Below are 24,678 nucleotides of genomic sequence, written 5' to 3' on the forward strand. Positions count from 1 at the left end.
ATAACCTATATAATAGACAAATGTAGAAAGGGAGAATTTTATTATGCCATTTGTTAATCATGAAAATATACGTCTATACTATGAGATTCACGGACAGGGTGAGCCTTTACTGTTAATTATGGGCCTTGGCTATCATTCTCTATCCTGGCATAGAACATTACCTGCACTAGCGAAACACTTCCAGGTGATTGTCTTTGATAATCGCGGTGTGGGGAAGAGTAGTATGCCAGAGAAACCGTATTCGATCGAAATAATGGCGAATGATGCAAGAGCTGTCCTCGATGCCGCTTCCGTTAAATCTGCACATGTTTTTGGAATTTCCATGGGGGGAATGATTGCCCAACGATTGGCACTTGCCTATCCTGAAAGGGTTCGTTCATTAGTATTGGGCTGTACCACAGCGGGTGGGTCTACCCATGTCCAACCATCTCCAGAGATATCTGAATTAATGGTGGCGCGAGCTGCTCTAACTGGAACCCCTGAAGAAAATGCATGGGCAGCAGCACCTATTGTTTATAGTCAATCCTTTATTCAAAAATATCCAGAATTAATCCAGGAAGATATTGAAAAACGAATTGAAATGGTCACCCCTCCCCACTGCTATTTATCACAATTACAAGCATGTCTTGCACATGATACCTCTAATGAATTAGATAAAATTACGATTCCAACTCTCGTCATCCATGGTGATGCTGATGAATTGGTGCCCTATAAAAATGGAGTAAACCTAGCTGAAAAGATTCAAAGAGCTGAGCTTTTTACTATTCCAGGTGCCGGCCACATTTTCTTCACTGAAGCGACAGATATGGTCAACAACAAGGTTATCCAATTCTTAGGTAGGTAATAAGAAAAGCCGGGAGAACATTCCCGGCTTTTTACTCTATTCGCGTTAATCATATCTGAATTTGCCATTTAAGCTTATGCTAGACCGCCATTCAAAAATATAATTTGCCCATTAATCCAGCGACCAGAGGTTGCCAAATAGGATACTGTGTCCGCGATGTCTTCTGGTGTACCCAGACGTTCAAGTGGTGTTGCTTTAGAAAAATGACCGATTAATTTTTCATCTTTCCCATCTAAAAATAATGGTGTAGCAGTTGGACCTGGAGCCACGGTATTTACTGTAATATCTTTGCCACGTAATTCGCGAGCTAATATCATGGTAATGGATTCAACTGCGGCTTTACTTGCAACATATGCACCATATGTTGGTAATTGTGTGCGGGTAACAGAAGTGGATATATTGATTATTGCACCGCCTTTTCGAACATGTCTTGCTGCTAGTTGGGATATGACGAAAGTTCCGCGAATATTTGTATGGTAAATTTTATCCAAATCAGCTAAATTCAGCTCTGCGATAGTGCTAAGTAACATGATACCTGCCGTATTGATTACGACATCAATACCACCAAATCTTTCTTCAACCCTATCGAAAACTTCTTGCATTCCTTTTTCATCTGCAACATCTCCACCAACACATATGGCTTTCCCTCCTTGCTTTACAATCTCATTCACTAGAGCATCTGCTTTTTTCAAATTTCGTGAAAAATGCACGGCAACCGCAAATCCATGCTCAGCCAATTTTTTAACAATAGCTTGCCCAATACCGCCAGTTCCACCTGTAACAAGCGCAACTCTCAAATCGTGTGTATCAGTAGATAATTTTGACATGATGATTTCTCCTTTATTCATAGTAGTTGGTTACAATAAATAAATATTGTAACTTTTACACAACATTATTATACATCGCTTAGTTACAATGTCAACGATTTGTAACTTTGTGATGAATCACTTATAATAAGGTATAGAAATCACTAGGAGTGTTTAAAATGGCTATTCTTACAAAAGAGAAGATCTTCGCCGTTACGGAAGGAATGATACTGCGAAAAGGAGTACAAAAAACGACTCTCTCTGATATTGCAAGAGAACTCGGTGTTACTCATGCAGCATTTTATAAGCATTATAAAAATAAAGAGGATTTGTTGCAGCAACTTGCACTGAGGTGGTTAGAGACTACTTCCACGGAATTAGTAGAATGGGAAGCCCCAAAAGGTATTAGTTCTGCTGAAGCGCTTCACGAATGGCTTTGGCTTTTGGCTTCTACAAAGAAAAAGCTTTATCATGATGATGAACGGATGTTTCGCTTATATACGGATTACCTTGAAAGTACTCAAATTCTCGTTAAGGAGCACTTAGAAAAATTAGCACTAAAAGTGGAATCCATTAGTGGAGTAAAAAAAATGGGCCAAGCTATACTGACGGCCTTTGTATATTTCCATAATCCATATTTTGCAGACAGATGGGATAATGAGTTTTATAAGGAGACTTTTGAAGATGTATGGGGACTAATCGCTAACAAACTACTATAAGTTTTTTAACGATACTGCCCGATAATCGTGTTCTTCTTTCACATTCACATCTCTGATAGTAAATTTTTTTAAAACAGGTGCTCTTCCCTGGCACGAACGTGAAATAGGCGCGATAATTTTAGATCATCGCGCCCGTTAAGGCTATATTGCTACTGGGACGGTTTTTAACGATTTTCATGACTTAAGATACTTCTTTCCATATACGTGTGGATCGCGAATTCTATTTTCCTTGTATAGAGAATATCTGCTCAATTTCTTGAAGCTCTGCAGCAGTTAGTTGAATCTGTAAGGTTTTTAGATTGTGGAGTACTTGGTCAGCACGCTTTGCACCAGGAATAATGACGTCGATACATGGACGGGACAGATACCAAGCAAGAATCACTTGGGAAACTTCCGCACCCTTAGTTGCTGCAATTTGACGAACTCGCTCAATCTTTTCTAAGTTTTTTTCGAAAACACCTGCTTGAAATTGCGGTCTTTTTCGATTTTTTTCACTAATTTCCGTTTCTTGCTTATATTTACCTGTTAATAACCCAGAAGCTAAGGGATAAAACGGCACAAAAGAAATTTGCTGTTCGGTAACGTAGGGAAATAACTCTTTCTCTGCACCGCGGCTTATCAGGTTGTATTCCCCTTGGTAGACATCCACATAGCCATCTTTGTTGGCTTCTTTTAATTGCTGAAGGGAGAAATTTGACACGCCGATGGCTCTGATCTTCCCTTCATCTTTCAATTGCTTCAACGCACCAACCGCTTCATCTTTGGGTGTATCTTGGTCAGGAAAATGAATATAAAATAGGTCTATGTAATCCGTTTGAAGCCGTTTTAAACTCTCATCGACGGCTTGTTTTAAAAAAGCAGGTGAGTTATCTAAGATCATATCATGACCATTTACTTGATGTGCTGCTTTGGATGCAATGACAATTTCTGAACGATTTCCCCTTTCTTTCACAACTTCCCCAATGATTTCTTCCGATCGCCCCAGACCATAAACATACGCTGTGTCTAGAAAATTGATCCCATGTGTTAGACCTGTTCGGACCAATTCCCTGCCTTCTTCTTCATCTAAGTTTGGAAAAAGATTATGTCCTCCAACGGCATTGGTTCCAAGACCAATTGGATTAACAACTAAATCGGTTTTCCCCATTCGAGTATGTTTGGTCATTCATTTTCAGCTCCCTTATTTTACTAATTTGATGATAACAAACTTTTAGAAGAGAAAACAAAAGTAATGCTTTTATTTATTTTCTATAACCGTTTTTACTTATTGGCCCATAATGGAAAGGTTGGTAAAATTTATTTACCCCGTTTCCTCCTTGGTTATAGCACTAATTAATGAGCTATCTGGGGAAGATACTTTTATTACCAAGACACCAAAGGGGGGACACGAAATGGAAAAACAAATAAAACAGCTTCAAGAACAAACGGAACACAAAGAAATAGTAAAATATACGCAGCATGTGCTCGAAGCCATTGATAGATTAGTGGATGAGCATCGACGGATCGTATCTTCAAACTCACTAGCTGGGATAAAACCAAATGGGAATAAAGAACATACTTTTTATCGAAGTATGCGTGAGGTAAAACGGATCCTTTTCGTGGAATTAGAAAAAACCATTGAGGATTTTAATCATATTGGCGACAAACATTATGTGAGAAATTACCCAGATGGCGTAAATAAGTAAAAAGGCAATGGGAAAGAATTATCCTCCTTTCCCATTTTGACTCTTACTCTTTTTTGGTTTGAATTTTCCCGAAAAGTAGTGCGTTATAATAGGTTTCGTCAATGAAATAGTGGTCCCTTAATTCACCTTCTACTTCATAGCCATTCTTTTCGAGAATCCTTGCAGAGCCAACATTTGCATCCACCACGCTTGCATGAAGTTTATGCAGGTTAAGGGTTTCAAATGCATAATCACTTATCAATGCCACACACTCCGTACCATAGCCTTTGCCCCAATGGTCACGGTGAAAAACATAGCCGATTTCAGCTTGGTTTGCTTCATGATCAAAATGGAAGATCATCGCTGTCCCGACAATTTCTTGTGTTGATTTTTGAACAATGGATGCATATAAATGTGTACCTGCTGCCTCACGGTTTATCATCGTTTCAATGTGTTTTTTCGTATCGTCCAAACTGTTCATTAAACTCCAGCCAATAAAACGTGATACTTCTATATCTGATGCATAGTCATGGATTTCTTCTGTATCAGCTGTGCTTAGTTCCTTAAAGGCGATATGTTTTCCTGCTAATGAATGAAATAACTGTTGCTTCATTATGTTCTACACTCCCAAACAATTAATGCCACCCTTCACTTCTTGCCTTCCATAGTTAAATAAGGGCATTCAATTTATCATACATGTTTCAGCTATAATTTGAAACTTTCCTTTCCAATTCATCCTTTTGACGGAGATGATGACGAAAATGCATTTCAACCAACTTATACCACTCTTTTGCATTCAACCAGCCAAATCCGCCATGTTCAACTTTATGATTTGGGTTTATAGAATCCACTTTAGTTTCCCAATGACTCCATCTTTGCATTAATTGATCCATTCTGATTAGTAGGTTTTCCTTGCTGTCTGAATTATTTGGTGGCGAATTGAGTTCATCCGGTAATCTTATTTTGATAGGCGGAAACCCACCGTTCTTAAATAATTGCTCACCAAATAGGGTCTTCCCAAGGGGTTGCTCCTCCATTAATGTTGTACATGTTTCCATATTATCAAGATATTCGTGGGCAACAACCATTAAATGGTCATACATCTGTCCAATAGACCAAATCCCCTCTTCCGAGATCGTTCTAAGCTGCTTCAATGAATAATTGTCAAGATCACTTTTAAATCTACTAAGCAGGTTATTATCACTCAATGATATTCTCCTTTATCATAAGGATCCGAGAAGCAATCCCCGTTCTTTAACTCTAGCTCCTTTTAGCCAACGAAGTATAATTACTCTATGCCTTTATTTTTTCCAATAACTACTGTTGCATCCCATTCTTCATTTCTTGCTATTTTAGTTGTTAATCCAGCATTAGCAAAAATTTCATAGGTTTGAGCGGCCTGCATTTTACTCGTCTCTACCAATAGATACCCTCCAGAGGCAAGCCATTTGGGAGCCTCCTCCGCAACCTTTCGCTGAAGGGCTAGTCCATCCTTTCCCCCGTCAAGTGCTACTTTGGGTTCGAATAAGCGGGCCTCCTGGGGAAGTAGTCTTATTGCATCAGTAGGAACATACGGTGCGTTTGCCACGATTATGTTTACATGACCTTTTAATGTATGGGGTAATGCATGATACAAGTCTCCTTGATAAACGTGACCACCTATGTTCGTTATGTTGCCGGAAGAACATTTTACTGCGACAGGATCAATGTCAACGGAGTGTAATCGAATCTTACTCGAGCCGGTTGCTAGCGCAGCACCGACAGCACCAGATCCACAACATAAATCAACAACAATATCAGACATGTGGGTCAACGCTTCTGCCTGCTGGACCAGAAACTCGGTACGTTTACGCGGAACAAAAACTCCCCGTTCTACTTCAATCCGCAACCCACAAAACGTTGTAAATCCAAGTACGTATTCAAGTGGTACGCCACTGGCTCGTATTTCTACCATGTTCATCAAATTCTCGATACTGCCAGCCTGTGAGATAAGTAACTGTGTTTCTACTTCAGCAAAAACAAAACCCTCCATCTGTAGTCGGTCGATTATCCTTTTTTCCGTCTCATTATCTAAAAAGAATGGACTGTTCTGTCTTATGAATCCCACCACTTTCGAAAAATGTAAGGTTGTTTACTATCTATATTCTAGAACTAAAAGAAATTTCCTTCTTTACCAAACATGTCCCTACTATATAGGAAGAGCAAACAAAAACTTTGAATGCTGCACTTTTTATCTTATGCTGCCAATTTCACATAAAAACAAAGGTACTTAGGATGTACGATAAAAATAGAAATGAATATCAGAAAAAATGAAAAACCCATATCGATAAAGATATGGGTTTTTCTGTTCATTGATCCATTTCACATTTGGTTCATATATTGCTTAGTTTAGGCCAGCTTTTGTTAATCCGTACGCTTTGTCAGCTGATCCTGGTACCGTTTTGAAAGCAACATTAATTCGGTTCCAAGCATTAATTCCCATAATTGAGAATGTAAGATCTGATAATTCCTTTTCTGAAAACTGACCACGAACACGGTCATACATGTCATCAGGTACACCATGCTCAGGTATCTTTGTCAAGATTTCTGTCCATGCTAATGCCGCACGCTCACGCGGACTAAATAGCGTTGATTCACGCCAAATTGCAATGTGGTAGAGACGAAGCTCTCTCTCACCATGCATTTTAGCTTCTTTAACATGCATATCTAAGCAAAAGCCACATCCATTCATTTGAGAAGCTCTGATGTGAACTAAATGACGAATTGATTCTTCAATTGAACTTTCCTTCTCTTGCATGCTAAGTTCCATCAACTTTTTAAAAAATTCTGGTGATTCTTTCATATAATTAATACGTTCAGTCATAATTGGAATACCTCTCTTTTCCTTATTAATTGTAAGTATCATATAAACATGTAACTGTAAATACACAACAAGAAGATCGAACAGTAAAGATTATTAGCGAAATGAAAGTAACTAATCAGCATCATCTTTACCTGCATTTGCCTTTAAATTAATAACGATTCCCCCTTTATTAATACAAATTGTTTCATTCAGATGAAGTATTAGTTGTTCTTATGGAAGCAGCTAATCTTATGTAACACTGCTACCTTTATTTCTCCATCTACACTCATATAACGACTAAGTGATTCATTCTGTGACAAGATGCTCAATTAAAAGAGTTTAAAAAAATGGCTATCTCTTTCGAATATCAGGTTAACGTTTTTTTTATTTTTACGTTTTACATTTTTGGAAAGTATTTGGAAAAGGTATATATATTAAAAATTTATTCGAGAAAAAATAATATACTTTTGTCACAAAATTGCTCCTGAGCTCGTTTAATATGTTGGGTATGCTATGAATTTATTAGAAAAGAATGGAAGTGGAAAAATGCAAGAGATGTACAAAAAATATAAAAGGCTACTATTTAAACTCGCATACCAATTGACAGGATCGGTTTCAGATGCGGAAGATGTTGTCCATGACGTGTTTATAAAATTATATGAAGTACCCCCGGAGAAGTTGGCTGAACCTAAAGCGTATCTTTGTAAAATGGTAACGAATCGTTGTCATGATTTACAAAAATCAGCGCGAAAGAAGAGAGAACAATATTTTGGAGAATGGCTTCCTGAACCCTTGTCTAATTCTCAAGAGGATTCAATGGACTCAGTTATCCGTGAAGATGAATTGTCTTATGGGATCCTTGTGCTACTTGAAAAGCTTACACCAACGGAACGTGTCGTTTTTGTCCTTCGTGAAGCACTTAGCTTTGAATATCAAGAGATAGCAGAAATCATACAAAAAAGCGAAGCGAATTGCCGTAAAATATTCAGCCGTGCAAAAGCAAAAATGGGGATCGATGCTGAAGAGGAAGTTCATTTGGAAGCTGTTTCTCAAGATTTAGTTCATGATTTTATCATAGGACTCAAAAATGGGAACCTGAATCAGGTCATTTCTATGCTTGATCAAAATGTTGTACTGGTCTCAGACGGTGGCGGCAAAGTAACAGCTGCTGTTGAACCAATTGAAACACGAGATAATGTTGCCGAGTTTCTGTTTGGCCCCGTACGTCGTGCATCAATGGTTGAGGGAGTATCGCATATTGAAATCAGTCAAATTAACGGTCAACCCGCGCTTATTCTTCGTTCAAACGAAGGTATTCATACCGTGGGGATGATTCATGTCGAAAAGAATATGATTCGCAATATATATATTGTCCGGAACCCAGACAAGCTGAAACATGTAGGAATATAAAACAAATAGCTTTCGGATCCTCATTGAACTATGACCCGTAAGCTGGATACCTTTTACAAAGTATCCAGCTTACGGGTCTATTTGGTATGAATCAAGCTAGAAGATCTAGAAGATATATGTGACCATAAATCTATAACTTTGGAGTTTGCAAGATCGCTATCTGTGCTAACAACAAATCGTGCAACAGGATGTCCCGTAAATCACTAGTTGTATTTTTTTAAGCAAGCAGCTAACATGGATTTTTGGACATTTCTTTATTTAGTACGATTTACTTTACTATCCGGTGTAAAATCCAGCTAAAGCGATAATTAGCCCTTCGCTAGTTTAAGGAGTGCATTACATAATAATACGACTCATTTTTTTTCAATCAAATATTGAAATCCATACAAGAAAAAAGCTTTATAATAAAAATACAAAAAGAATTGAAAGTTATTTATTTTTTCTAATTTATACAATTTTAATTTAGTGAAAAGCCACGTTAAAGGAAATGTAAAAGTAATCCCTACTATCGCATTTAACAAAAGAAATTTTTTGAAATTCCCATATGACCATTTTAATGTACATAAAGCCATTAACTGCATGGGACCTATAAGAAAAGGGATTTCATTACGAATAGAGGAACGGGGATTATTATAAAAGATCCACCATTTTCGTCGTTTACCAATTTGAAGGTCTAAACTAGTTAATAGTATGGAAAGAATACTGGCTGGGAAAAATCTCTTGAGAGTTCTCCGTCCTAACAACGGGTAAATAAGCCATGAAACGATAATCATTGAAATATTTAGCAACATCTGATTTTTCCTTGACATAGTAATAGCCCCTTTTAAGCAAATTATTTAACTTATTTTTACCTCCCCATTAACAGATTATCCACTCCATTAGTTGAACAAGAACCGTTCCCTCTAGCGCAGGTATATGTACCTTAGCTAGACAGATGCTTATACATTAGTCCATAGGTTGTTATAAAAATTTATAACACAAAGGTTTAGATATGAATTTTGAGTAAAAAGATGACCAAATAGTTCTTCTTTTAATTCTAAATTATATCTAAAAAAACGACCCTATTTGATTCCATTTAATATTTCGAGGGTTTAAATTCTAAATTCTAAATTATTTACACTATTGGATTCAGATTATTAATATTTAATTGACTTACTAGTTACCGGTGGTTCATTAAACCAACCTTTTTTAACCAATAGTTTAAACCCTTTTTCTGAAAAACTTTGGACCTGTTCTATTAATTCATGTAGTATTTTGACATGATTCCTCTTATAACTAGATACAGCAGCGTTTTGTAAATTTATGATTCCAATAGGATTTAAATACATTATTAGATTTGTCATTAACTTATCTGAAAATGGAGATTCATGGACCTTATGAACGAAGCTCTCTAGTCCAGTTGTAGTACTAACACCGTTTTCCCTGAAAATATCCGATAAAGTAGCAGCTTGATGAAATGCTAATTTCTTGCCCTCATTAAATAGTCGCTTTGACTCATCATCTTTTACCACATCAGCAAAAGCAGCGCATAAAGCAACACCAACATTATTGCATTGAAGTGGACTGCACATATGTACCAATTCTACTGCATTAAGTGGTCTCAATTGTGTAGATACAACCTTAAACAGTTTACTCTCTCGTTCATGTGCTTTCATGTATAAAAATGGGCTGTTTTGTAACAAGTTCTTTTCTTTTAATAAACCTAGAAGCGATTCATCAATTTGAATAAGCTTAATGAGGACTTCACTAAAGAATTTCTTTGCATTCATATCCGTTAGTTCTGAATATTGAGAAGCGAGGATCCGCATCCCATTTCCGGTAATATGCTTAAGAACTTCAATGATTAATGGATCGGTAAAAAGCTTTACTGAGGAGTTAGATAAATCTACTTCGCTGAAAAACGGCGTTTCATTGTAACCGCAATCATTCAATATCTTTGTAGCCTCTTTTTCTTGAAATGTAGATAATGAATAAATTTCATCTAGAATACCTCTCAAATCTTGGTCCTCAGCAGTGTCGATAAGATTTTTCAAAATAATATTTACCATATTTGAACTTGATTGTAGATACCAAAGAAAGCCGAACTCATTTACGTTCATATAATAGGCTCCTTTATTATTTATTTTCTCTTATTAGAATGACAAAAATAGTGGTAATTATTCTATCCATGGAATGATTACCAACCCCAAGGTTATCCATCACTGTGGCTTTAGTAGGGAAGCCTATTATTCATTTATATCTAATCCAGATAACTTTAAAGAAAGTTCATCTACTACTAAAAATACACAACCAAAAACGGTTCTGTAATCGATAAAGTCCCCTTTAACTTCAACATTTATCTCGATAATATTCCTTTTATTATGTATGTTCTTTTCTTCAAATTGATTAAAATTAATACTTGTAACAGATACACTAATTTCCTCTAAGGATTTTTTTAGCTCTCTTTCAAATAGTGAAGAATGAAAGTTTTCCCTAAAGAAAATTCGAATAGTAAATTTCATTTCAACTTCTCCTTTCCTTATGATTTGCCAAATCTTCCTTACCTAACCCTTTTTCCATTTTTTCCTGACCTGCGTGACTATGAACATAATCGGGATATATCCATAAATAAAATAAAAACCGATGTCTGAATAAAATTCAGACATCCATCGAAATAGGCTACGTTCCTTCATAAAATACTCTACTATCAGAAATCCGACCAGAAAAGTAAGTAAGCTCGCACGCGGTTTGATCTGAAAAATGCTTTTCATTCCACGGCATGCGCTCCATAATCTTAAAGATATACCCGATAAATTTTTTATCAACCACAATGAAATCGCAAGATATTCTACTCTCTGGAATACAGGTCCCTCAATAATCTTGAGCATATTAAGTGTTGGCCAAGAGATTTCTCGCAGTTGCCCTTCACTGAAATACATAAATGTTATGATAATGATCATCAAATACAATAATGTAACAAAAAGCGCCATCAAATGTGCCCATTTTTTAGATTTAGCTGGTGATTTAATAAATGGGTAAAAGAGCAAAAGTGATTCAAATCCCAGGAATTGATATACCATGCTTTTAGAAGAGAGCAATATGTCGGTTATTGAATGGTTAAAAAGAGGCATCAAGTTTAACGGATGTGTATACGGCAAAACTGACAAATTCTCTGGAATGATAAAAATAAGTGTCATTAGGAATCCGAAAAAACTTAGTCCTGTAATGGTCCGAAAACCGCCTGATACGGTATAGTATATAAATGACACTAAAATGGTGCTGATAGGTAAAATTTTCATTGATGGAAAAACCCAGATTTGAATAACTTCAATATAGGCGTTGAATTCAATGTAAGCACCGAAAAAAAAATAAAGAACGATGGTGAAATTGATTATGTTCCCTACAATTTTCCCGAAACTTGTTTTGTTGATATCAGTTATATCAAGTCCTTCTTGATTAGAACTCAAAATTTTATAAATCATCCATAAAATTAAATGAATACTTATCCCTACTAATACAACAGAAATATAAGCATTATATCCAGCATGTTCGGCCAATTCACGTTGGAAATTCAGAACTCCGACCCCGACCATGCTAACATACATTAAAGGAGCAATTAAAAAGGGAGATATTAAGTATTTTTCGTCAACAGCATTTTTCATATGCGAAACACCTCACTTACTAAACTGTACTCCCAGACATCGTTCAAGCACTACCAGTATTGGCAATTTCAACCTGAACACTTACTGCTGTTTTTATTACTTGATACATTTTTTCGAAATCTGAAGCACTCCATTTCTTCGACCGACTTCTTACTAAGTCGCCCATGCCGACTGGATCCACCTTATTTTCTTTCAATAGGGAAAGGAATTTTTCCATGTCTTTTTTTAAATAAGAAGCAATCGTTTTTTCAAGTTGTGTAAGCTGCTCTTCTGATCTCAAATCCATCCAATCCGGTACATCCTGAAGTTCTGTCACCAATTTCAACTGAATTGAAATGGAAGGGATTGGATTAACTTTATTCACATTATAGTTTGCCTTTGAATACAAGCTTCTCAATAAAATATAATCATCACTTTGTTTGTTTGATGTCTTTCCTGCGACTGGAACCTTGTAAGTCCCATTCTTTGAGTTCTGAATAAGCATTTTTAATAAGAAAGCGTCCTTCATACTGATTTCCGTTATCTTTTTATCACTTCTAAATAAAGCTAGACCATCGATTTTTACCTCTCCTTTATCTATTTTAAAATATGGTAAAAACATGTCTCGTCCTTCACCATATAAATTAAAAAGGGATACATGAAGGTTCATCATCGGTAAATTTCCGTTTTTCATGTTTTGCTCAATCATGTCCGATAAGAAAAACGGTTCATGGAATTTTTTGACGACTTCCAACAGTTCCGAAGTGTCCCGCTCCACGACTCCAAGTTGAAGCATCGATGAAATTTTTGAATCGCGAAGTAAATTATGGACTTCAGTCCTGACACCTTTTTCTGCATGCGTTTTTCCGAATAACACCATCCTAAGCTGACCCTTTTCAAGGAGACGATTTGTCCGAGTATCTAGTCGTGGCAGAATACTATTAATAGTGTTGGATTCTGTATGTAAAATTTCGAGTTCCGTTTTTTCCTGTTCATTATAGTGGGAAATTAAAGCGGCGCTTTTTATGCCATTCGCAGCGGTATCAAAGCTAACGACATGGACAAGACAAATCTTATTCACAATTTTTGAATTGGTACACGCCGTTAAAATTGCGCACAAAATGACAACCAGAACAATTTTCCTCCTAATCATAATGGCCCTCTTTCATCATTTATTCTTCATCAAGATCATTTTTCCGTATAACTGTTTTAGGCAAATACCTAACTGAAGATCTTGGTCTTAAATGTTGAGGTCGTTTATTCAGAAATTGAAAGGATGAACGTATAAAACTGTCTTTAAGGTCCATAGTTCTAAATGGGAAAATCGGAACAATGTAAGGAGACCCTAATGATTTTAAACGAATAAGATGGACAAGCAGAAAACCCAAGCCGATAAATATACCAATTCCACCCCATATCGCTGATAGAATGATGATAGGAAAACGTAAAAATCGTATCGCATTTGACATTTTATATATCGGTGTTGTAAAAGAGGTTAAAGCCGATAACGCGACAAGAATGAGTAAAATATTACTTGTTAAAGCTGCTTCGACTGCTGCTTGACCGATAACAATTCCTCCCACAATACCTAAGGTTTGGCCAATTTTTGTTGGTAATCTGGCCCCTGCTTCTCGAAGAAATTCGATGGTTATTTCTAAAATAAGCACTTCAAAGAAGGGTGGAAAAGGAACATTCATTCTGGAAAAAATAAGCGGGCTAAGCAAATCTTTTGGAATGACTTCATAATGGTATGTAGCTATTGCAACATACATTGACGTGGCAAACAAAGAAAAAATGACACCAAAGATACGAATTAATCGAAAAAATGATCCTAATATCCATGGCAAATAATAATCTTCCGGGGAAATAAAAAAATCAAACAATGTGGAGGGCCCCGTAACAACATAAGGGGACCCGTCGCTAATGATCGCGACTTGTCCGTTAATAAGTGAATACACCACTCGTTCCCTGCGTTCTGTAGAAGCAAATAATGGGAATGGCGTTAAAGAATTGTCTGATATCAATTGGTCTAATACGGACGAATCAAACACGACATCGTGATCAATATCAGTAAGCCTTTGCTCTACCGTTTGAATATACTGTTCATTTGTCACGCCATCGATATAAATAATTGCGACTTTTGTTTTTGAAGTTGTTCCAACCATAATTTCTTTTATAATTAAATTTGGAATATTGATTTGTAGTCTTAGCAAACCGATGTTTGTATCCAGGTCCTCTATGAAACCGATTTTAGGGCCGACGACGCTAAACTCGTTTTCCGTATCATTGTTTTCTCTCAATCCATGATTGTCGGCTAAATTAACCAACGCGCACTTTTGATCGTTTACATGAAGTTGAACAATCGCATAACCTTTCAATAGTTTGGATTGAATCTTTGTTATATCGTTTGAAATCTCTATATCATTAATGGGAAGCCAGGCCTTAATATCCTCGATTTCTTTGATTTCGGAATCCAGTGAGCGATTTTGTAATACAAGAATCAAATGTTGCTGCATCCACTTCGCATCAATTAAGGTACTATAATAGGAAATAATCACTTCTCGTTTACCAAGTAAAATCGCTGTTGACTTAAAGTCACTCGATTGTCCGGATAATGTTAATAATTGATCGAGGCTTTTAATTTCTGATTTCATTGCGAATAAATCCTTCCCCTAGCAGAAATATCCAAATTTTCTTTATAGATCCATGTTATTTTTTGTAAAAAGGTCTTTTTTATACATAGGTGGAATTACAAATAATTACGACTGATCAAGGACGGTGAGCATTGAGCTATACGGAGTTCAATCGAGCCATTGGATGGGTACTGGCGGTTAAGGGAAAAGCGTTGTGGTATCCAGTAACGGGATCATGTCGCTGCTGACCGCTACTGGCTGTTTCAAATCCCCTACACTTTGAAGTAAGAACAGTTTTATGAGAATATATCAGACGTTTGCTTCGATTATTCTAACATTGTGCATGAAAAGTGGCGCAAGGATTCATCTCCCTTGCGCCGCTACAGATGCTTATATTATATTTATTCGACCCACTTCACCACATCGTCTAACGGTCTGCGTATTTTTGGCCTCGGTTCTTTTTTGCGATAACCGAAGGCAAGCATGACCGAGATGGTAAAGTGTCCGTCCTCCAACAGCCCTTCTTCGTCCAGCAGCTGATTCATTTTCTCAATGTCAAAGCCTTCGATCGGACATGAGTCAATGCCGATTTGCGCCGCAGCCGTCATCATGTTCGCAAGCGGTATGTACGTCTGCTTGATAGCCCAATCAGTAAGAAAGCGTTCATGTTCCAGGAGCTTGAAGTCATGTTTTTGGAACTCTTCAAGTATTTCAAGCCGCCTTGTCAGGTGTTCTTTCGGAACGTCTCTGAGCTGCTGCTCCTTCAGGTAGGCGGAGTCATATCTCATATCCAGCGGTGTCCTGGCCAGAATAATAACGAAATGACTGGCCTCTGGTAGCTTGCTGGCCGCTCCATACGAAGAGGTTTTTATTTGGTTCCGAAGCTGTTCGTTTTGAACAACAACAAATCTCCACGGCTCACTGCTATACGAGCTGGGTGAGAGCCGGCCCGTTTCTAAAATAAATTCAAAATCGTCGTCGGAGATGGTTTTGCTTGGATCGAATTCTTTCGTTGCATGCCGAAAACGATGAGCTTCCAAAATTTCTTCCTTGGTTATTGTCATGATAGATTCTCTCCTTCTTACCTTATATTTAATATTCATGCATATATGGATATGTCAGGTCTTTTCGTGAAGCAAGATAATTATACTTGTGATATCCAATTTTAAAGCCGCACTTCTTCAGACTTGTTTTTCCCATAATTGTTTATTCTACTCACAAAAGAATGATGTAAAAATCGTTACAGTTTTCTTAGTTCCCACAAAATTTCTTCCGGGCTTTGACGCTGCATGAAATTCGGATTGACATAGGAGGAGCGAATAATGGCACTCTCATCAATCATGAAAGTAGCCGGTACCGGCAAAACCCATTTCGAGGTATTGTTGTACTCCGCAAGGTCGAGTCCGATACCTTCCATTACTTCCCTTACTCCCGGCGGAACATCAAAGAGGAGATTGTACTTGGCTGTTACCAATCCGTTCGGATCGCTAAGGACTTGAAATTCCAATCCTTCCTTTTCCAGAAGGGATAACGAATGATCTGGCTTTTGCGGGCTAATCGCTATAAGCTGCGCGCCTATCGCCTGGATTTCCGGCAATAGCTGCTGGTAAGCCTTTAATTGCATATTGCAAAAAGGACACCATCCGCCGCGATAGAAGACCAGCACAACCGGTCCTTTCGCGAGCTCTTCAAATAAAATTACATCCTGGCCTAGTGCATTGGTTAATTTAAAGTCCATCGCCTTCTCGCCTGGTTGCATCCCGGAAGCGATCCCCGATTTCTGAAGTTCCTCAATCATTTGTCCGATCTTGAACTGCGCTTCAATCGGTGAATTGGCCTTAAACTGTTGTGTGGCCACTTCCAGTTGTTCGGTCAAATTTTGGTTACTCATGGTTCTAAAACCTCCAATATCGAATGATAGCTTGATTATAATTCTAATAAAGTCATAGTTCTGTAATGTAGCATACAGTTCTCAGTTATTTTTGAAATTATGTAAAACAGCAGAACAATGTAATGTAGATGACAGATGTCGTTTCGGTTGGTTCCTCAAAACTCTACACATTGAAAAGCAAAGACCACCGGATTTCCGGTGGTCTTTGCTTTTATTTTAAGGACACATTTCCCAGTAGAACCTGATAAAAAAATTTTCAAATGCACATCTGCCAACTTTTTATTATCAAATGCGATTCATTATTCTCACTTCAGTTTCAACACCCGATTTTGCTTTTCGCGGTACGATCAACCATTGAACCATTGCCAATATCAGTGTGATAAGAATCAATCCCGATAGCGCAAAGTCAAATTTATGTGTCGTATCATTAACCCAACCGACAAAGACCGGTCCGATCGCCCCGATCAAATATCCAACAGATTGTGTCATAGCTGCCCAGGAAATCGCCTCATGGGGATTTGCCGCTTCATCTATCGGCAGCAAGGTCCCTAGAGTAAATAGCATCCCGCAGCCAAGCCCGCATAAAAGGACCGCCAACCAAGGAAGTGTTGCGAAAAGAATTAAGATCAGCCCGATTAGCTGCAAAAATGAGGCTGAAAGAAGCCAGACCAAACGAGAAGGAAAGCGTTTCAGCAGCATCTGAACCACCATTCCGCTCGGTATTTGAATCAAGGCAAACATCGTCAGTAGCATTCCTGCGTAAAAGCGTGAGAACCCCGCACTTTCCATCATTGGCGGCAACCATCCCATCAAGGAATAAAAAACCAAAGCCATAAGTCCAAAATGGAAGGTTAACAGCCATGCCTTTTTATTGCCCCACGGCAACGTCGACTTTTGAGACGATTCCGCTGCCTTTACAATTGGAGAATAGACTTGCTGTTTAACTACTATATACCACACCGGAACAGCTGCGACCGTGAGCAGCGCCCAAAAAGCAAGCGCCAATTGCCATGAGTGTAATTTCATTTGAATAGGAGCGGACAAGCTAGCGCCAAGAGCGGCCCCCAGCGATAAGGCCATAGAGTATAAGGCGATCATCATTGGAATGTTACGGAAAAAGTGCTGTTTGATAAATCCAGATAATAGAGGCCCCATCACAGCTACCCCAACACCTGTCAAAACGGCGGTAAAAAGCAGCATGGGCACGGAATGCACGAGCATTCGCAAAAGTGTGCCTCCCGTTATCACAACCAATGAACAGGCAATCCCACGTTCAAAGCCAATATGTTTGCCGAGTCGAATGGATAGCGGCGAAAGAAAGCCCATACAAAGAACCGGGATAGAGGTTAATAAACTGGCTGTAAATGCATTCATGCCCAGATCTCTTCGAATGACCTCTAGTATGGGCGCGATTGAACTAATCGTAGGCCTCAGATTCAAAGATGCCATAAAGAGGGCAGCGATCGGAAGCCAGTAGGACGACTTTGACGGCATTCTCAGAGACTGTAAGTTTGCTTCACTGTTTCGAACATTCCGGTCACGGGTCCGAATAAACAAGGTTCGAGGGTTCATCGGTTTCATCTTCTTTCTGAAACTTTATATTGGCTATATCCAGGTTAGCAAATAAAAATGGATCCAGAAGATCCACTTTTATTTAAAAATCAACATGTTACAGTTTCTTAGTTCTTGCAATATTTCCTCCATTTGTCCGATCTTGAACTGCGCTTCAATCGGTGAATTGGCCTTAAAATGTTGTGTGGCTACTTCCAGCTGTTCGGTTAAATTTTGGTTTCTCATCGTTCAAAAACCTCCAATATCGACAGATAGCTAGATTATAATTCTAAGAAAGTCGGAGTACTGTAATGTAGCTTACAGTTCACTTTTATTTTTGAAATTGTGTAAAAGGGGAGAAAAATGTAATGTAGATGACAGATGACGAGTCGGTTGGCATGTTAATCTGTAAACGAAACCCCCAGTGCCATTGAGTTATAAAAGGTTTAGATTAACGCCGTGGACTACAGATGTCATTTACAAAGGAGATGAGCCGGTTTGAAAAATAATTTCATCGAATACTGTCTAAACATGGAAGGAGCAATTAAGGATTACCCCTTGGGACACGATCCATTAGCGATAAAAATTGCAGGTAAAATATTCGCTCTTTTTTATGAGGAAAAAGGGTACTTGAACCTAAAATGCGACCCGGTGATTTCGGAAAACTTGAGAGAGGAGCATGAGGACGTTCTACCAGGGTATCATATGAACAAAAAGCACTGGAATACGATTATTCTCGAGGGTTCTTTGCCAGAATCGGAAATCTTTGAAATGATTGATCACTCTTACGATTTGGTTGTCAAAAGCCTTCCTAAGAGCATCCGGGAGTCTATTTAGTTTTACAATTGTTAGATATCTATCTTACATTTGTGTTTCCTCATTAACGCAGATGTCATTTATCAGGGCCTTGGTAAGTGCGATTGAGGATGTAGTGGTTGATAACGAAGCAACCTTCCAGCGTTATTTAAAATCCATTTCGCTAGAGACGGAAGATTGGATCAGCTTATTTAAACAGCTCTTTCAGCTTTCTTTGTTAGATTCAGGTGCCATTAAGCTTAAGAAAGAACGAAACCATGTTGAGCAAAAACGATTGCGGAAAGTCATGACGGCACGATTCGTGTGACAAGTTACCTTGAAAAAGGAAGTACGTTTACTGTCACGATCCCCATTATTAAATGTTAGGTTGGTGTTAGGGATGAATTATAGACTTTTTTTTCAAAAGAAGTTAAATTTCGGCAAAAGACTGATTCGACTGCATCATTCTAATGCCATTTTATTTCTCGTTGTAAGTGTAACAGGTTTGATCCTTTTTTCATCTACCTTTCGTTCCATTTTTCCATCCATCAGAGTATGGATTAGGGATCTTCATATTTGGCTAGGAGTCATTCTTTGTCTACCATTACTATTTTATCTTCCTAAGATGAAGAAGCATCTTGGGACACTTCAAAAAAAGGAAAAGAATCGCCGCAATCTATATCGAATCTTTACCATCTTACTGCTATTGATTGTTTCAGGTTTTTTGTTAACCTTTCATAGACAATTTCCCCCGTATATTAGTTCCTTGTCATTGTTCGTGCATGATATCACCACTTGGATGGGGGTCCCATATGCTATCTATCACAGTATTACCCGCAGTAAATGGTTTAATCGAATAGGGAAAGGAAAACAACCAGAGAACATCTTACAGAAGCCTTACATTATGGATGACCTGAACCCCATTTATAAAAGAAGAACCTTTCTAAAAGTGTTAAGTGGGAGCCTAATCGCAATTACTTTTTTTTCGGGTTTCACCAAATGGATAAAGTCCTATCTCCCTGCAAAGGTGAAAACTGGTATAACAGGTGGTAATCAATTAACGCCATTGCCCGAACCCGCTCCCCAATCCTCCCCCCCTATTGGAGGCGGTAAGAGGGGAGAATTTCGGTATTTTACCGTTACAGAAGCTCCGTATTTAACCAATGAGAATTGGGATTTTACGATTGACGGTCTAGTTGAAACGAAGAAACAGTTTCATTGGAGTGAATTTGTTCAACTTCAGCGGGATGTACAAGTAAGTGATTTCCATTGTGTATCAGGCTGGAGCGTTAATAATATCACATGGGAAGGTATCCCGTTAAAGAAGCTTCTTGAGAATGCAGGTATTAAGAAAGAGGCAAAATACGTAAAATTTCATTCAGCTGACGGTGTATACACCGATACCTTAACCATAAAGCAAGCCATTGAGGAGGATATAATGGTCGCTATGTTGTTAGATGGAAAATTAATTGATCACCAGAATGGCGGTCCTGTTCGATTAATCGTCCCGAAAATGTACGCTTACAAATCTGTTAAATGGTTAAACCGGATTGAACTCATTAAAGATAAACATATTGGCTACTGGGAAAAACGTGGATATTCAGAAAATGCCTGGGTTGGAAAAATATAAAGAATGCTGCAATCCAGCATATTGAAATAATAAATTTTCCGACAATGAACTGCATCGGTCGGGTAAGAATGTGGGACAACCTTTGGCGGGAGCCACAATGCAGACGACTTACGAACGAGGGAATATTTAACCTTACAAATGTATTTACTGATTTGTACGAAAATGCAAAAAAGGAACAATGTTCAAAAATTTAAACGATTTAATTGTTTCAAGGGAACCTACAGTGGTGTAAGAGGGATAAACGGAGGTTAGTCGCCTCCCTCTACCCCTCCTCCAACTCATATAGTTCCTTAGCCAGAACTGTATTAATTTTTAATGGCTTCCTTGTAATAACTTGTTCCTTCTCTAATACTCCTAAAAATAAACTAACAGTTTCTCTTGATGACCCGATCATACTTGCGATATCATGCTGGGTGATTTTGACCCCAACAGTTTGCCATTCCCCACTTCTTACACCAAAACGGTTACTCAACTGCATGAGAAGAAGAACAATTCGATACTTTACATCTTTATAGGCAATACTTTCGGAAATTTGATACATTTCTTTAAGCTTTGAAGTCAAAATGGTAATGAGCTTAATGGCGATGTCTGGGTTTTGACGGATAAAATCCTCAAATCGATCCTTTGTTAATGTACACACAAACGAATCGACCATCGTTTCTGCATAAATTTCAGACTCTGTTAATGAAAAGCTTGATGTTTCTCCAAAGACATTTCCCTCACTTAAAAGATCTACCGTGAATTCCTTTCCTGTTGAAGATACCTTATATAAACGAACCTGTCCTTTTTTCAAGAAAAATAACGACTTTATTTGTTGAGTCGGACTTAAGATTATTGTACCTTTTTTAATAGGAGCGGTTAGCGTCACTTCGTCTAATTTCTTTAATTCTTCTTCCGGTAGTTCACCTAGTAAATTAATGTGTGATAGAAGCCTGAGTTTATCCATGTCTACACTCCTTTGTTATACCGTTTCATAATCATTTCATAATCAAGCCACTCATTATTTTCCAGTAAAACTGGTAGACCATTATCCAATGTTAAGGTTCGGTCTGCATTCATCATTTCTAAGATATTGATTACTTTCACATCTATCTCTAGCTTCGTAAATAGCTTGATGACTTCTTGGCATTTACAACAGCCTGGTAATATATATAAAACCATTTCCCCCTCACTCTTTCTCTTCTTCATTAGTTGTCTAGTCCTCTAAAGTTGCAGCAAACAATTTGTCTTTATGGTCAACATTATTTTACACATTTACTTTAAATATAAATGTAAGATACCTTACATTATATTGTCTTTATAATGAATTAGAAAAGTGACCGGTTGTGTTAACCTTATATCGTAGCTCATGGTGCCCTTTTTGTATTAATCTAACCCACACATATCCTCCTAAGTGGTACCCAAAAAGCGCCTCAGGCCCGAAAAGCAACCCATTCCAAATATTACAGAATCCAATCTCATCACCTCAAAAAAATACAAATCAGGGCCAATTGATTACAAGAAGCCTGATTTGCATCATTCTCAATCTTTATATTCTAGCTTCATATACGCCGTATAAATTTGACTGTTGCTTTTTAGAATAAACGTGGATGTATTTGGATTATAGTCCACTTTTAGATCTTCACCAAATAAATGGTCTGACTTATATCCCAGTAGGACTGGTTTAAAGTTGGTTGAAAGGAATTGTTCGTTTGTTTCTGGACTCAGTTCCTTCATCCCAACAAACGTTACCCAATCTGCTCCTATGGAGCATCCACCTAAGCTAGGATTTAACTGATACGCCTGTGCGGGCTCCTGACTAAGTCTTTCCATTGCTCTTTCTGAAAATAGAACGTTCATGGTGTTGTCCTCCTTTCCATGCAGATCTTTAATAAAGCTATACAAATCATAGACATTCAGAGCCATCAAATGATCTGATTATTTTCCCATATCCGGTTAGCGCCTCTCCTGGGTTTCATGAAATGTACCACGGTTAGCCGCCTTCAGTGACTCGCCAAAGGCAAACACAGAAGCGCCCAGCAAGACGAGATCCTTCAACAGAAATTGACCTGGGGCCACAGAAAGGGCGGGGAATCCGAGGCTCGGCTCGAAGACCCCCGGCGTGGAGACCATGAAACTCAGTGTCGTCAGAAATAGAATGCAGGAAAGAAACGCTCCAACAGCTGACAGCTTTGCAGACACAAAGCGGCTGAGGATGAGTAAACCGACTAATAATTCTAATACGCCCAATAGAGAAGAAAACGTACGAATTGAAAAATAGTTGTAAAGCCATCCAAGTACTGGGCTGTTGCTTACAAGAGGGGCAATTCCCATAGCCTCATAGGCCGTGAATTTCATCGCGCCAATCCAAATATAAACGATGGCCAGTGCAATAAATAAACTCTTTGTTCCGATGATCTCAATTTTTTCACCGAAAGCTTTAAATAACTTGAACATGAACATTTCCTCCTCCGCCATTAGCGATAGTAAGTTTGTTATTTACCGAAAGACTAAAATTATAAACCACTACTTCACAATTATCGCAAGCAAAAGCCTTCACTTGCTCGATATCACCTTCACAAACACTACAAACTACTGTAAATACTTCGATTAATCTTTTTGCTACTTTAATTCACTCCTTTTATATGGTACAACCCCGAAACGATGGTTACTTCTCAATATTTTTTTAGGGTTTAGATATGCCTATTTAATGCTTCCTCAAGTGTCTCCTTAGACTGCAAACCTACCAAAGTATCTACAAGCTTGCCATCTTTCATGACTAGTAGAGTCGGAATACTCATGATACCAAATTTGTTGGTTGTTTCTTGGTTTTGATCGACATCAATCTTTACAATCTTAACTCGGTTCCCCATGTCTTGATCAAGCTCTTCAAGAACGGGTGCAATTATTTTACAAGGTCCACACCAAGTGGCGAAAAAATCAGCTAAGACTATTCCATTGGTAGTTTCCGCTGTAAATGTTTGATCGGTCACGTTTAATATTGCCATCTCTTATCCATCTCCTTTAAATCCGTAATAGTCTTTTCCTCTTATTTAACCTACTAATAATTTCAATAGCTTTTGTTGGCTCAAGGTGTGTTATGTAGTCTGGTATACGAAGGTAAAGCTGAATGATACGTTATTTGTCAATCATATAGGTTGCCTGAATCCGTAGCATAGCTACTTCAGTATCGTTATAGCCAATAAGATCTAGTCCAAGAGCACCTTTTACTCATTTAGCTTTTACTTTTTCCAAGAGCTCTTCTACATACTTCTGGACACTTTGTGCGGCAATGCTACCATCACCAGTTGCAGTTACAATTTGACGTAATGTTTTTTCACGAACATCCCCTGCAGCAAAGATACCTTCCACCTTTGTTTCCATTCGATCATTTGTCTCAATGTAGCCCATTGAATTCGTGATCCCAAGTTTCCTAAATGATGCGGTTAGTGGAACCATTCCGACATAGATAAACACACCGTCTATAGTAAACTCTTTTTCATCGCCATTTTCCGTCGAAACAAGCGTCACCGAGCCTACTTTTCCATTTTGTTCATTAATGGTTTTTACGGATGTATTAAACATAACCTCAATTTTTTTATTATCAAACGCACGTTGCTGTAGAATTTTCTGCGCTCTGAATTCATCACGGCGATGAACAATTGTCACCTTATTTGCGAAGCGAGTTAAGTATACACCCTCTTCAACAGCAGAGTCTCCCCCCCCCACTACCACAAGGTCCTTGCCTTTAAAAAAGGCTCCATCACAGACTGCACAATAAGATACACCACGTCCAGCTAGCTCTTTTTCACCAGTTGCACCCAGCTTTTTATATTCCGCACCGGTTGTAATGATCACAGATCGAGCTTTATATTCTTTTGAAGTGGTTTTGACCGTTTTATATTCCACACCATCTTCAATGCTTTTAATATCTCCATATGCATATTCAGCACCAAACTTCTTTGCATGCTCAAACATCTTGTTAGAAAGATCAGGCCCTAGAATATGATCAAATCCTGGATAATTTTCAACCTCTTCTGTATTGACCATTTGTCCACCGGGAACTCCTCTTTCAATCATTAAAGTTGAAAGATTGGCACGAGAAGTATAAACTGCAGCTGTCATACCAGCTGGGCCCGCTCCAATAATAATCACATCATAAATTTTTTCACTCGTCATCTTATCCATCTCCTTTTTCATTAAAACAACTTTGAAAGTCTAATATGAATGGTCTATTGTCTTACTTAAGGAGTATAAACTAACTTGGTATATAAAAATGTTAGATGGCTAACAT

At 38.1% G+C, this 24,678-nt stretch carries 28 protein-coding genes; 7 read left to right on the forward strand and 21 right to left on the reverse strand.

Annotated elements, in window-relative coordinates; genetic code table 11:
* Positions 1 to 43 precede the first annotated feature (43 nt).
* Positions 44 to 844: an alpha/beta fold hydrolase gene (locus G6554_RS22690; RefSeq protein ID WP_242637911.1), complete on the forward strand. Its 801-nt coding sequence runs from the start codon at positions 44 to 46 to the stop codon at positions 842 to 844.
* Positions 845 to 918: 74 nt separating this feature from the next.
* Here the strand turns inward: G6554_RS22690 and G6554_RS22695 are convergent, their stop codons facing one another.
* Positions 919 to 1,671: an SDR family oxidoreductase gene (locus G6554_RS22695; RefSeq protein ID WP_166246124.1), complete on the reverse strand. Its 753-nt coding sequence runs from the start codon at positions 1,669 to 1,671 to the stop codon at positions 919 to 921.
* 158 nt (positions 1,672 to 1,829) lie between these two features.
* Between G6554_RS22695 and G6554_RS22700 the strand changes: the two genes are divergently transcribed.
* Positions 1,830 to 2,369 (forward strand): TetR/AcrR family transcriptional regulator, encoded by a 540-nt coding sequence (locus tag G6554_RS22700; RefSeq protein ID WP_166246126.1) that lies wholly within the window; start codon positions 1,830 to 1,832, stop codon positions 2,367 to 2,369.
* 220 nt (positions 2,370 to 2,589) lie between these two features.
* Here G6554_RS22700 and G6554_RS22705 read toward each other — a convergent pair whose 3' ends face one another.
* On the reverse strand, positions 2,590 to 3,534 hold the full coding sequence (locus G6554_RS22705) for an aldo/keto reductase (RefSeq protein ID WP_166246128.1): 945 nt from the start codon (positions 3,532 to 3,534) through the stop codon (positions 2,590 to 2,592).
* Between the two features lie 226 nt (positions 3,535 to 3,760).
* On the opposite strand from G6554_RS22705, the gene G6554_RS22710 reads away from it, so the two are divergent.
* Positions 3,761 to 4,054, forward strand: a complete 294-nt coding sequence (locus tag G6554_RS22710; protein ID WP_166246130.1) for a hypothetical protein — start codon at positions 3,761 to 3,763, stop codon at positions 4,052 to 4,054.
* A gap of 43 nt (positions 4,055 to 4,097) precedes the next feature.
* Here the strand turns inward: G6554_RS22710 and G6554_RS22715 are convergent, their stop codons facing one another.
* The 4 genes from G6554_RS22715 to G6554_RS22730 form a co-directional block, all read right to left on the reverse strand.
* Entirely contained in the window at positions 4,098 to 4,646 is a 549-nt protein-coding gene (locus G6554_RS22715; protein ID WP_166246132.1) for a GNAT family N-acetyltransferase, read from the reverse strand.
* 88 nt (positions 4,647 to 4,734) lie between these two features.
* Positions 4,735 to 5,241, reverse strand: coding sequence for a DinB family protein (locus G6554_RS22720; protein ID WP_166246134.1), 507 nt, complete (start codon positions 5,239 to 5,241; stop codon positions 4,735 to 4,737).
* A gap of 80 nt (positions 5,242 to 5,321) precedes the next feature.
* Positions 5,322 to 6,140 (reverse strand): putative protein N(5)-glutamine methyltransferase, encoded by an 819-nt coding sequence (locus G6554_RS22725; RefSeq protein ID WP_347564340.1) that lies wholly within the window; start codon positions 6,138 to 6,140, stop codon positions 5,322 to 5,324.
* A gap of 276 nt (positions 6,141 to 6,416) precedes the next feature.
* On the reverse strand, positions 6,417 to 6,896 hold the full coding sequence (locus G6554_RS22730) for a carboxymuconolactone decarboxylase family protein (protein ID WP_166246138.1): 480 nt from the start codon (positions 6,894 to 6,896) through the stop codon (positions 6,417 to 6,419).
* Between the two features lie 525 nt (positions 6,897 to 7,421).
* Here G6554_RS22730 and sigJ point away from each other — a divergent pair.
* Positions 7,422 to 8,285 carry an RNA polymerase sigma factor SigJ gene (gene sigJ, locus G6554_RS22735; protein WP_166246174.1) on the forward strand — a complete coding sequence of 288 codons (864 nt, stop codon included), beginning with the start codon at positions 7,422 to 7,424 and terminating at the stop codon, positions 8,283 to 8,285.
* Between the two features lie 1,136 nt (positions 8,286 to 9,421).
* On the opposite strand, the gene G6554_RS22740 is transcribed toward sigJ, so the two are convergent.
* The 9 genes from G6554_RS22740 to G6554_RS22780 form a co-directional block, all read right to left on the reverse strand.
* Positions 9,422 to 10,384 (reverse strand): DUF3231 family protein, encoded by a 963-nt coding sequence (locus G6554_RS22740; protein ID WP_166246140.1) that lies wholly within the window; start codon positions 10,382 to 10,384, stop codon positions 9,422 to 9,424.
* A gap of 126 nt (positions 10,385 to 10,510) precedes the next feature.
* Positions 10,511 to 10,786, reverse strand: coding sequence for a hypothetical protein (locus G6554_RS22745; RefSeq protein WP_166246142.1), 276 nt, complete (start codon positions 10,784 to 10,786; stop codon positions 10,511 to 10,513).
* A gap of 42 nt (positions 10,787 to 10,828) precedes the next feature.
* Positions 10,829 to 11,926 carry a GerAB/ArcD/ProY family transporter gene (locus tag G6554_RS22750; protein ID WP_166246144.1) on the reverse strand — a complete coding sequence of 366 codons (1,098 nt, stop codon included), beginning with the start codon at positions 11,924 to 11,926 and terminating at the stop codon, positions 10,829 to 10,831.
* Between the two features lie 43 nt (positions 11,927 to 11,969).
* Complete coding sequence (locus G6554_RS22755) at positions 11,970 to 13,058, reverse strand: Ger(x)C family spore germination protein (protein ID WP_166246146.1); 1,089 nt, start codon at positions 13,056 to 13,058, stop codon at positions 11,970 to 11,972.
* Positions 13,059 to 13,077: 19 nt separating this feature from the next.
* Positions 13,078 to 14,559 carry a spore germination protein gene (locus G6554_RS22760; protein WP_166246148.1) on the reverse strand — a complete coding sequence of 494 codons (1,482 nt, stop codon included), beginning with the start codon at positions 14,557 to 14,559 and terminating at the stop codon, positions 13,078 to 13,080.
* Between the two features lie 380 nt (positions 14,560 to 14,939).
* Positions 14,940 to 15,602, reverse strand: coding sequence for an NAD(P)H-dependent oxidoreductase (locus G6554_RS22765; RefSeq protein ID WP_166246150.1), 663 nt, complete (start codon positions 15,600 to 15,602; stop codon positions 14,940 to 14,942).
* Positions 15,603 to 15,778: 176 nt separating this feature from the next.
* The gene (locus tag G6554_RS22770; protein WP_166246152.1) at positions 15,779 to 16,429 is read right to left on the reverse strand and encodes a peroxiredoxin-like family protein; all 651 of its coding nucleotides are present in this window, start codon (positions 16,427 to 16,429) and stop codon (positions 15,779 to 15,781) included.
* A 285-nt stretch (positions 16,430 to 16,714) separates the two neighbouring features.
* A complete protein-coding gene (locus G6554_RS22775; protein ID WP_242637902.1) occupies positions 16,715 to 18,001 on the reverse strand; it encodes an MFS transporter in 1,287 nt (428 codons plus the stop codon).
* A gap of 78 nt (positions 18,002 to 18,079) precedes the next feature.
* Positions 18,080 to 18,226 carry a hypothetical protein gene (locus G6554_RS22780; protein WP_166246154.1) on the reverse strand — a complete coding sequence of 49 codons (147 nt, stop codon included), beginning with the start codon at positions 18,224 to 18,226 and terminating at the stop codon, positions 18,080 to 18,082.
* Positions 18,227 to 18,478: 252 nt separating this feature from the next.
* On the opposite strand from G6554_RS22780, the gene G6554_RS22785 reads away from it, so the two are divergent.
* The 3 genes from G6554_RS22785 (at position 18,479) to G6554_RS22795 (ending at position 20,405) form a co-directional block, all read left to right on the forward strand.
* Positions 18,479 to 18,817, forward strand: a complete 339-nt coding sequence (locus G6554_RS22785) for an MmcQ/YjbR family DNA-binding protein (RefSeq protein ID WP_166246156.1) — start codon at positions 18,479 to 18,481, stop codon at positions 18,815 to 18,817.
* A gap of 94 nt (positions 18,818 to 18,911) precedes the next feature.
* On the forward strand, positions 18,912 to 19,103 hold the full coding sequence (locus tag G6554_RS22790; protein WP_166246158.1) for a hypothetical protein: 192 nt from the start codon (positions 18,912 to 18,914) through the stop codon (positions 19,101 to 19,103).
* 72 nt (positions 19,104 to 19,175) lie between these two features.
* Positions 19,176 to 20,405, forward strand: a complete 1,230-nt coding sequence (locus G6554_RS22795; RefSeq protein ID WP_166246160.1) for a molybdopterin-dependent oxidoreductase — start codon at positions 19,176 to 19,178, stop codon at positions 20,403 to 20,405.
* 262 nt (positions 20,406 to 20,667) lie between these two features.
* Here the strand turns inward: G6554_RS22795 and G6554_RS22800 are convergent, their stop codons facing one another.
* The 6 genes from G6554_RS22800 to trxB form a co-directional block, all read right to left on the reverse strand.
* Complete coding sequence (locus tag G6554_RS22800; RefSeq protein WP_166246162.1) at positions 20,668 to 21,351, reverse strand: Crp/Fnr family transcriptional regulator; 684 nt, start codon at positions 21,349 to 21,351, stop codon at positions 20,668 to 20,670.
* A gap of 2 nt (positions 21,352 to 21,353) precedes the next feature.
* Entirely contained in the window at positions 21,354 to 21,593 is a 240-nt protein-coding gene (locus tag G6554_RS22805) for a glutaredoxin domain-containing protein (protein WP_166246163.1), read from the reverse strand.
* A 333-nt stretch (positions 21,594 to 21,926) separates the two neighbouring features.
* Complete coding sequence (locus G6554_RS22810) at positions 21,927 to 22,244, reverse strand: iron-sulfur cluster biosynthesis family protein (protein WP_166246165.1); 318 nt, start codon at positions 22,242 to 22,244, stop codon at positions 21,927 to 21,929.
* 96 nt (positions 22,245 to 22,340) lie between these two features.
* Positions 22,341 to 22,841: a YkgB family protein gene (locus tag G6554_RS22815; RefSeq protein ID WP_207343077.1), complete on the reverse strand. Its 501-nt coding sequence runs from the start codon at positions 22,839 to 22,841 to the stop codon at positions 22,341 to 22,343.
* 236 nt (positions 22,842 to 23,077) lie between these two features.
* Positions 23,078 to 23,392 carry a thioredoxin gene (gene trxA / locus G6554_RS22820; protein WP_166246170.1) on the reverse strand — a complete coding sequence of 105 codons (315 nt, stop codon included), beginning with the start codon at positions 23,390 to 23,392 and terminating at the stop codon, positions 23,078 to 23,080.
* Between the two features lie 223 nt (positions 23,393 to 23,615).
* Complete coding sequence (gene trxB / locus G6554_RS22825; RefSeq protein WP_166246178.1) at positions 23,616 to 24,572, reverse strand: thioredoxin-disulfide reductase; 957 nt, start codon at positions 24,570 to 24,572, stop codon at positions 23,616 to 23,618.
* Between the last annotated feature and the right edge of the window lie 106 nt (positions 24,573 to 24,678).

The organism is Bacillus sp. MM2020_4 (assembly GCF_011250555.1).
GTDB lineage: Bacteria > Bacillota > Bacilli > Bacillales > Cytobacillaceae > Neobacillus.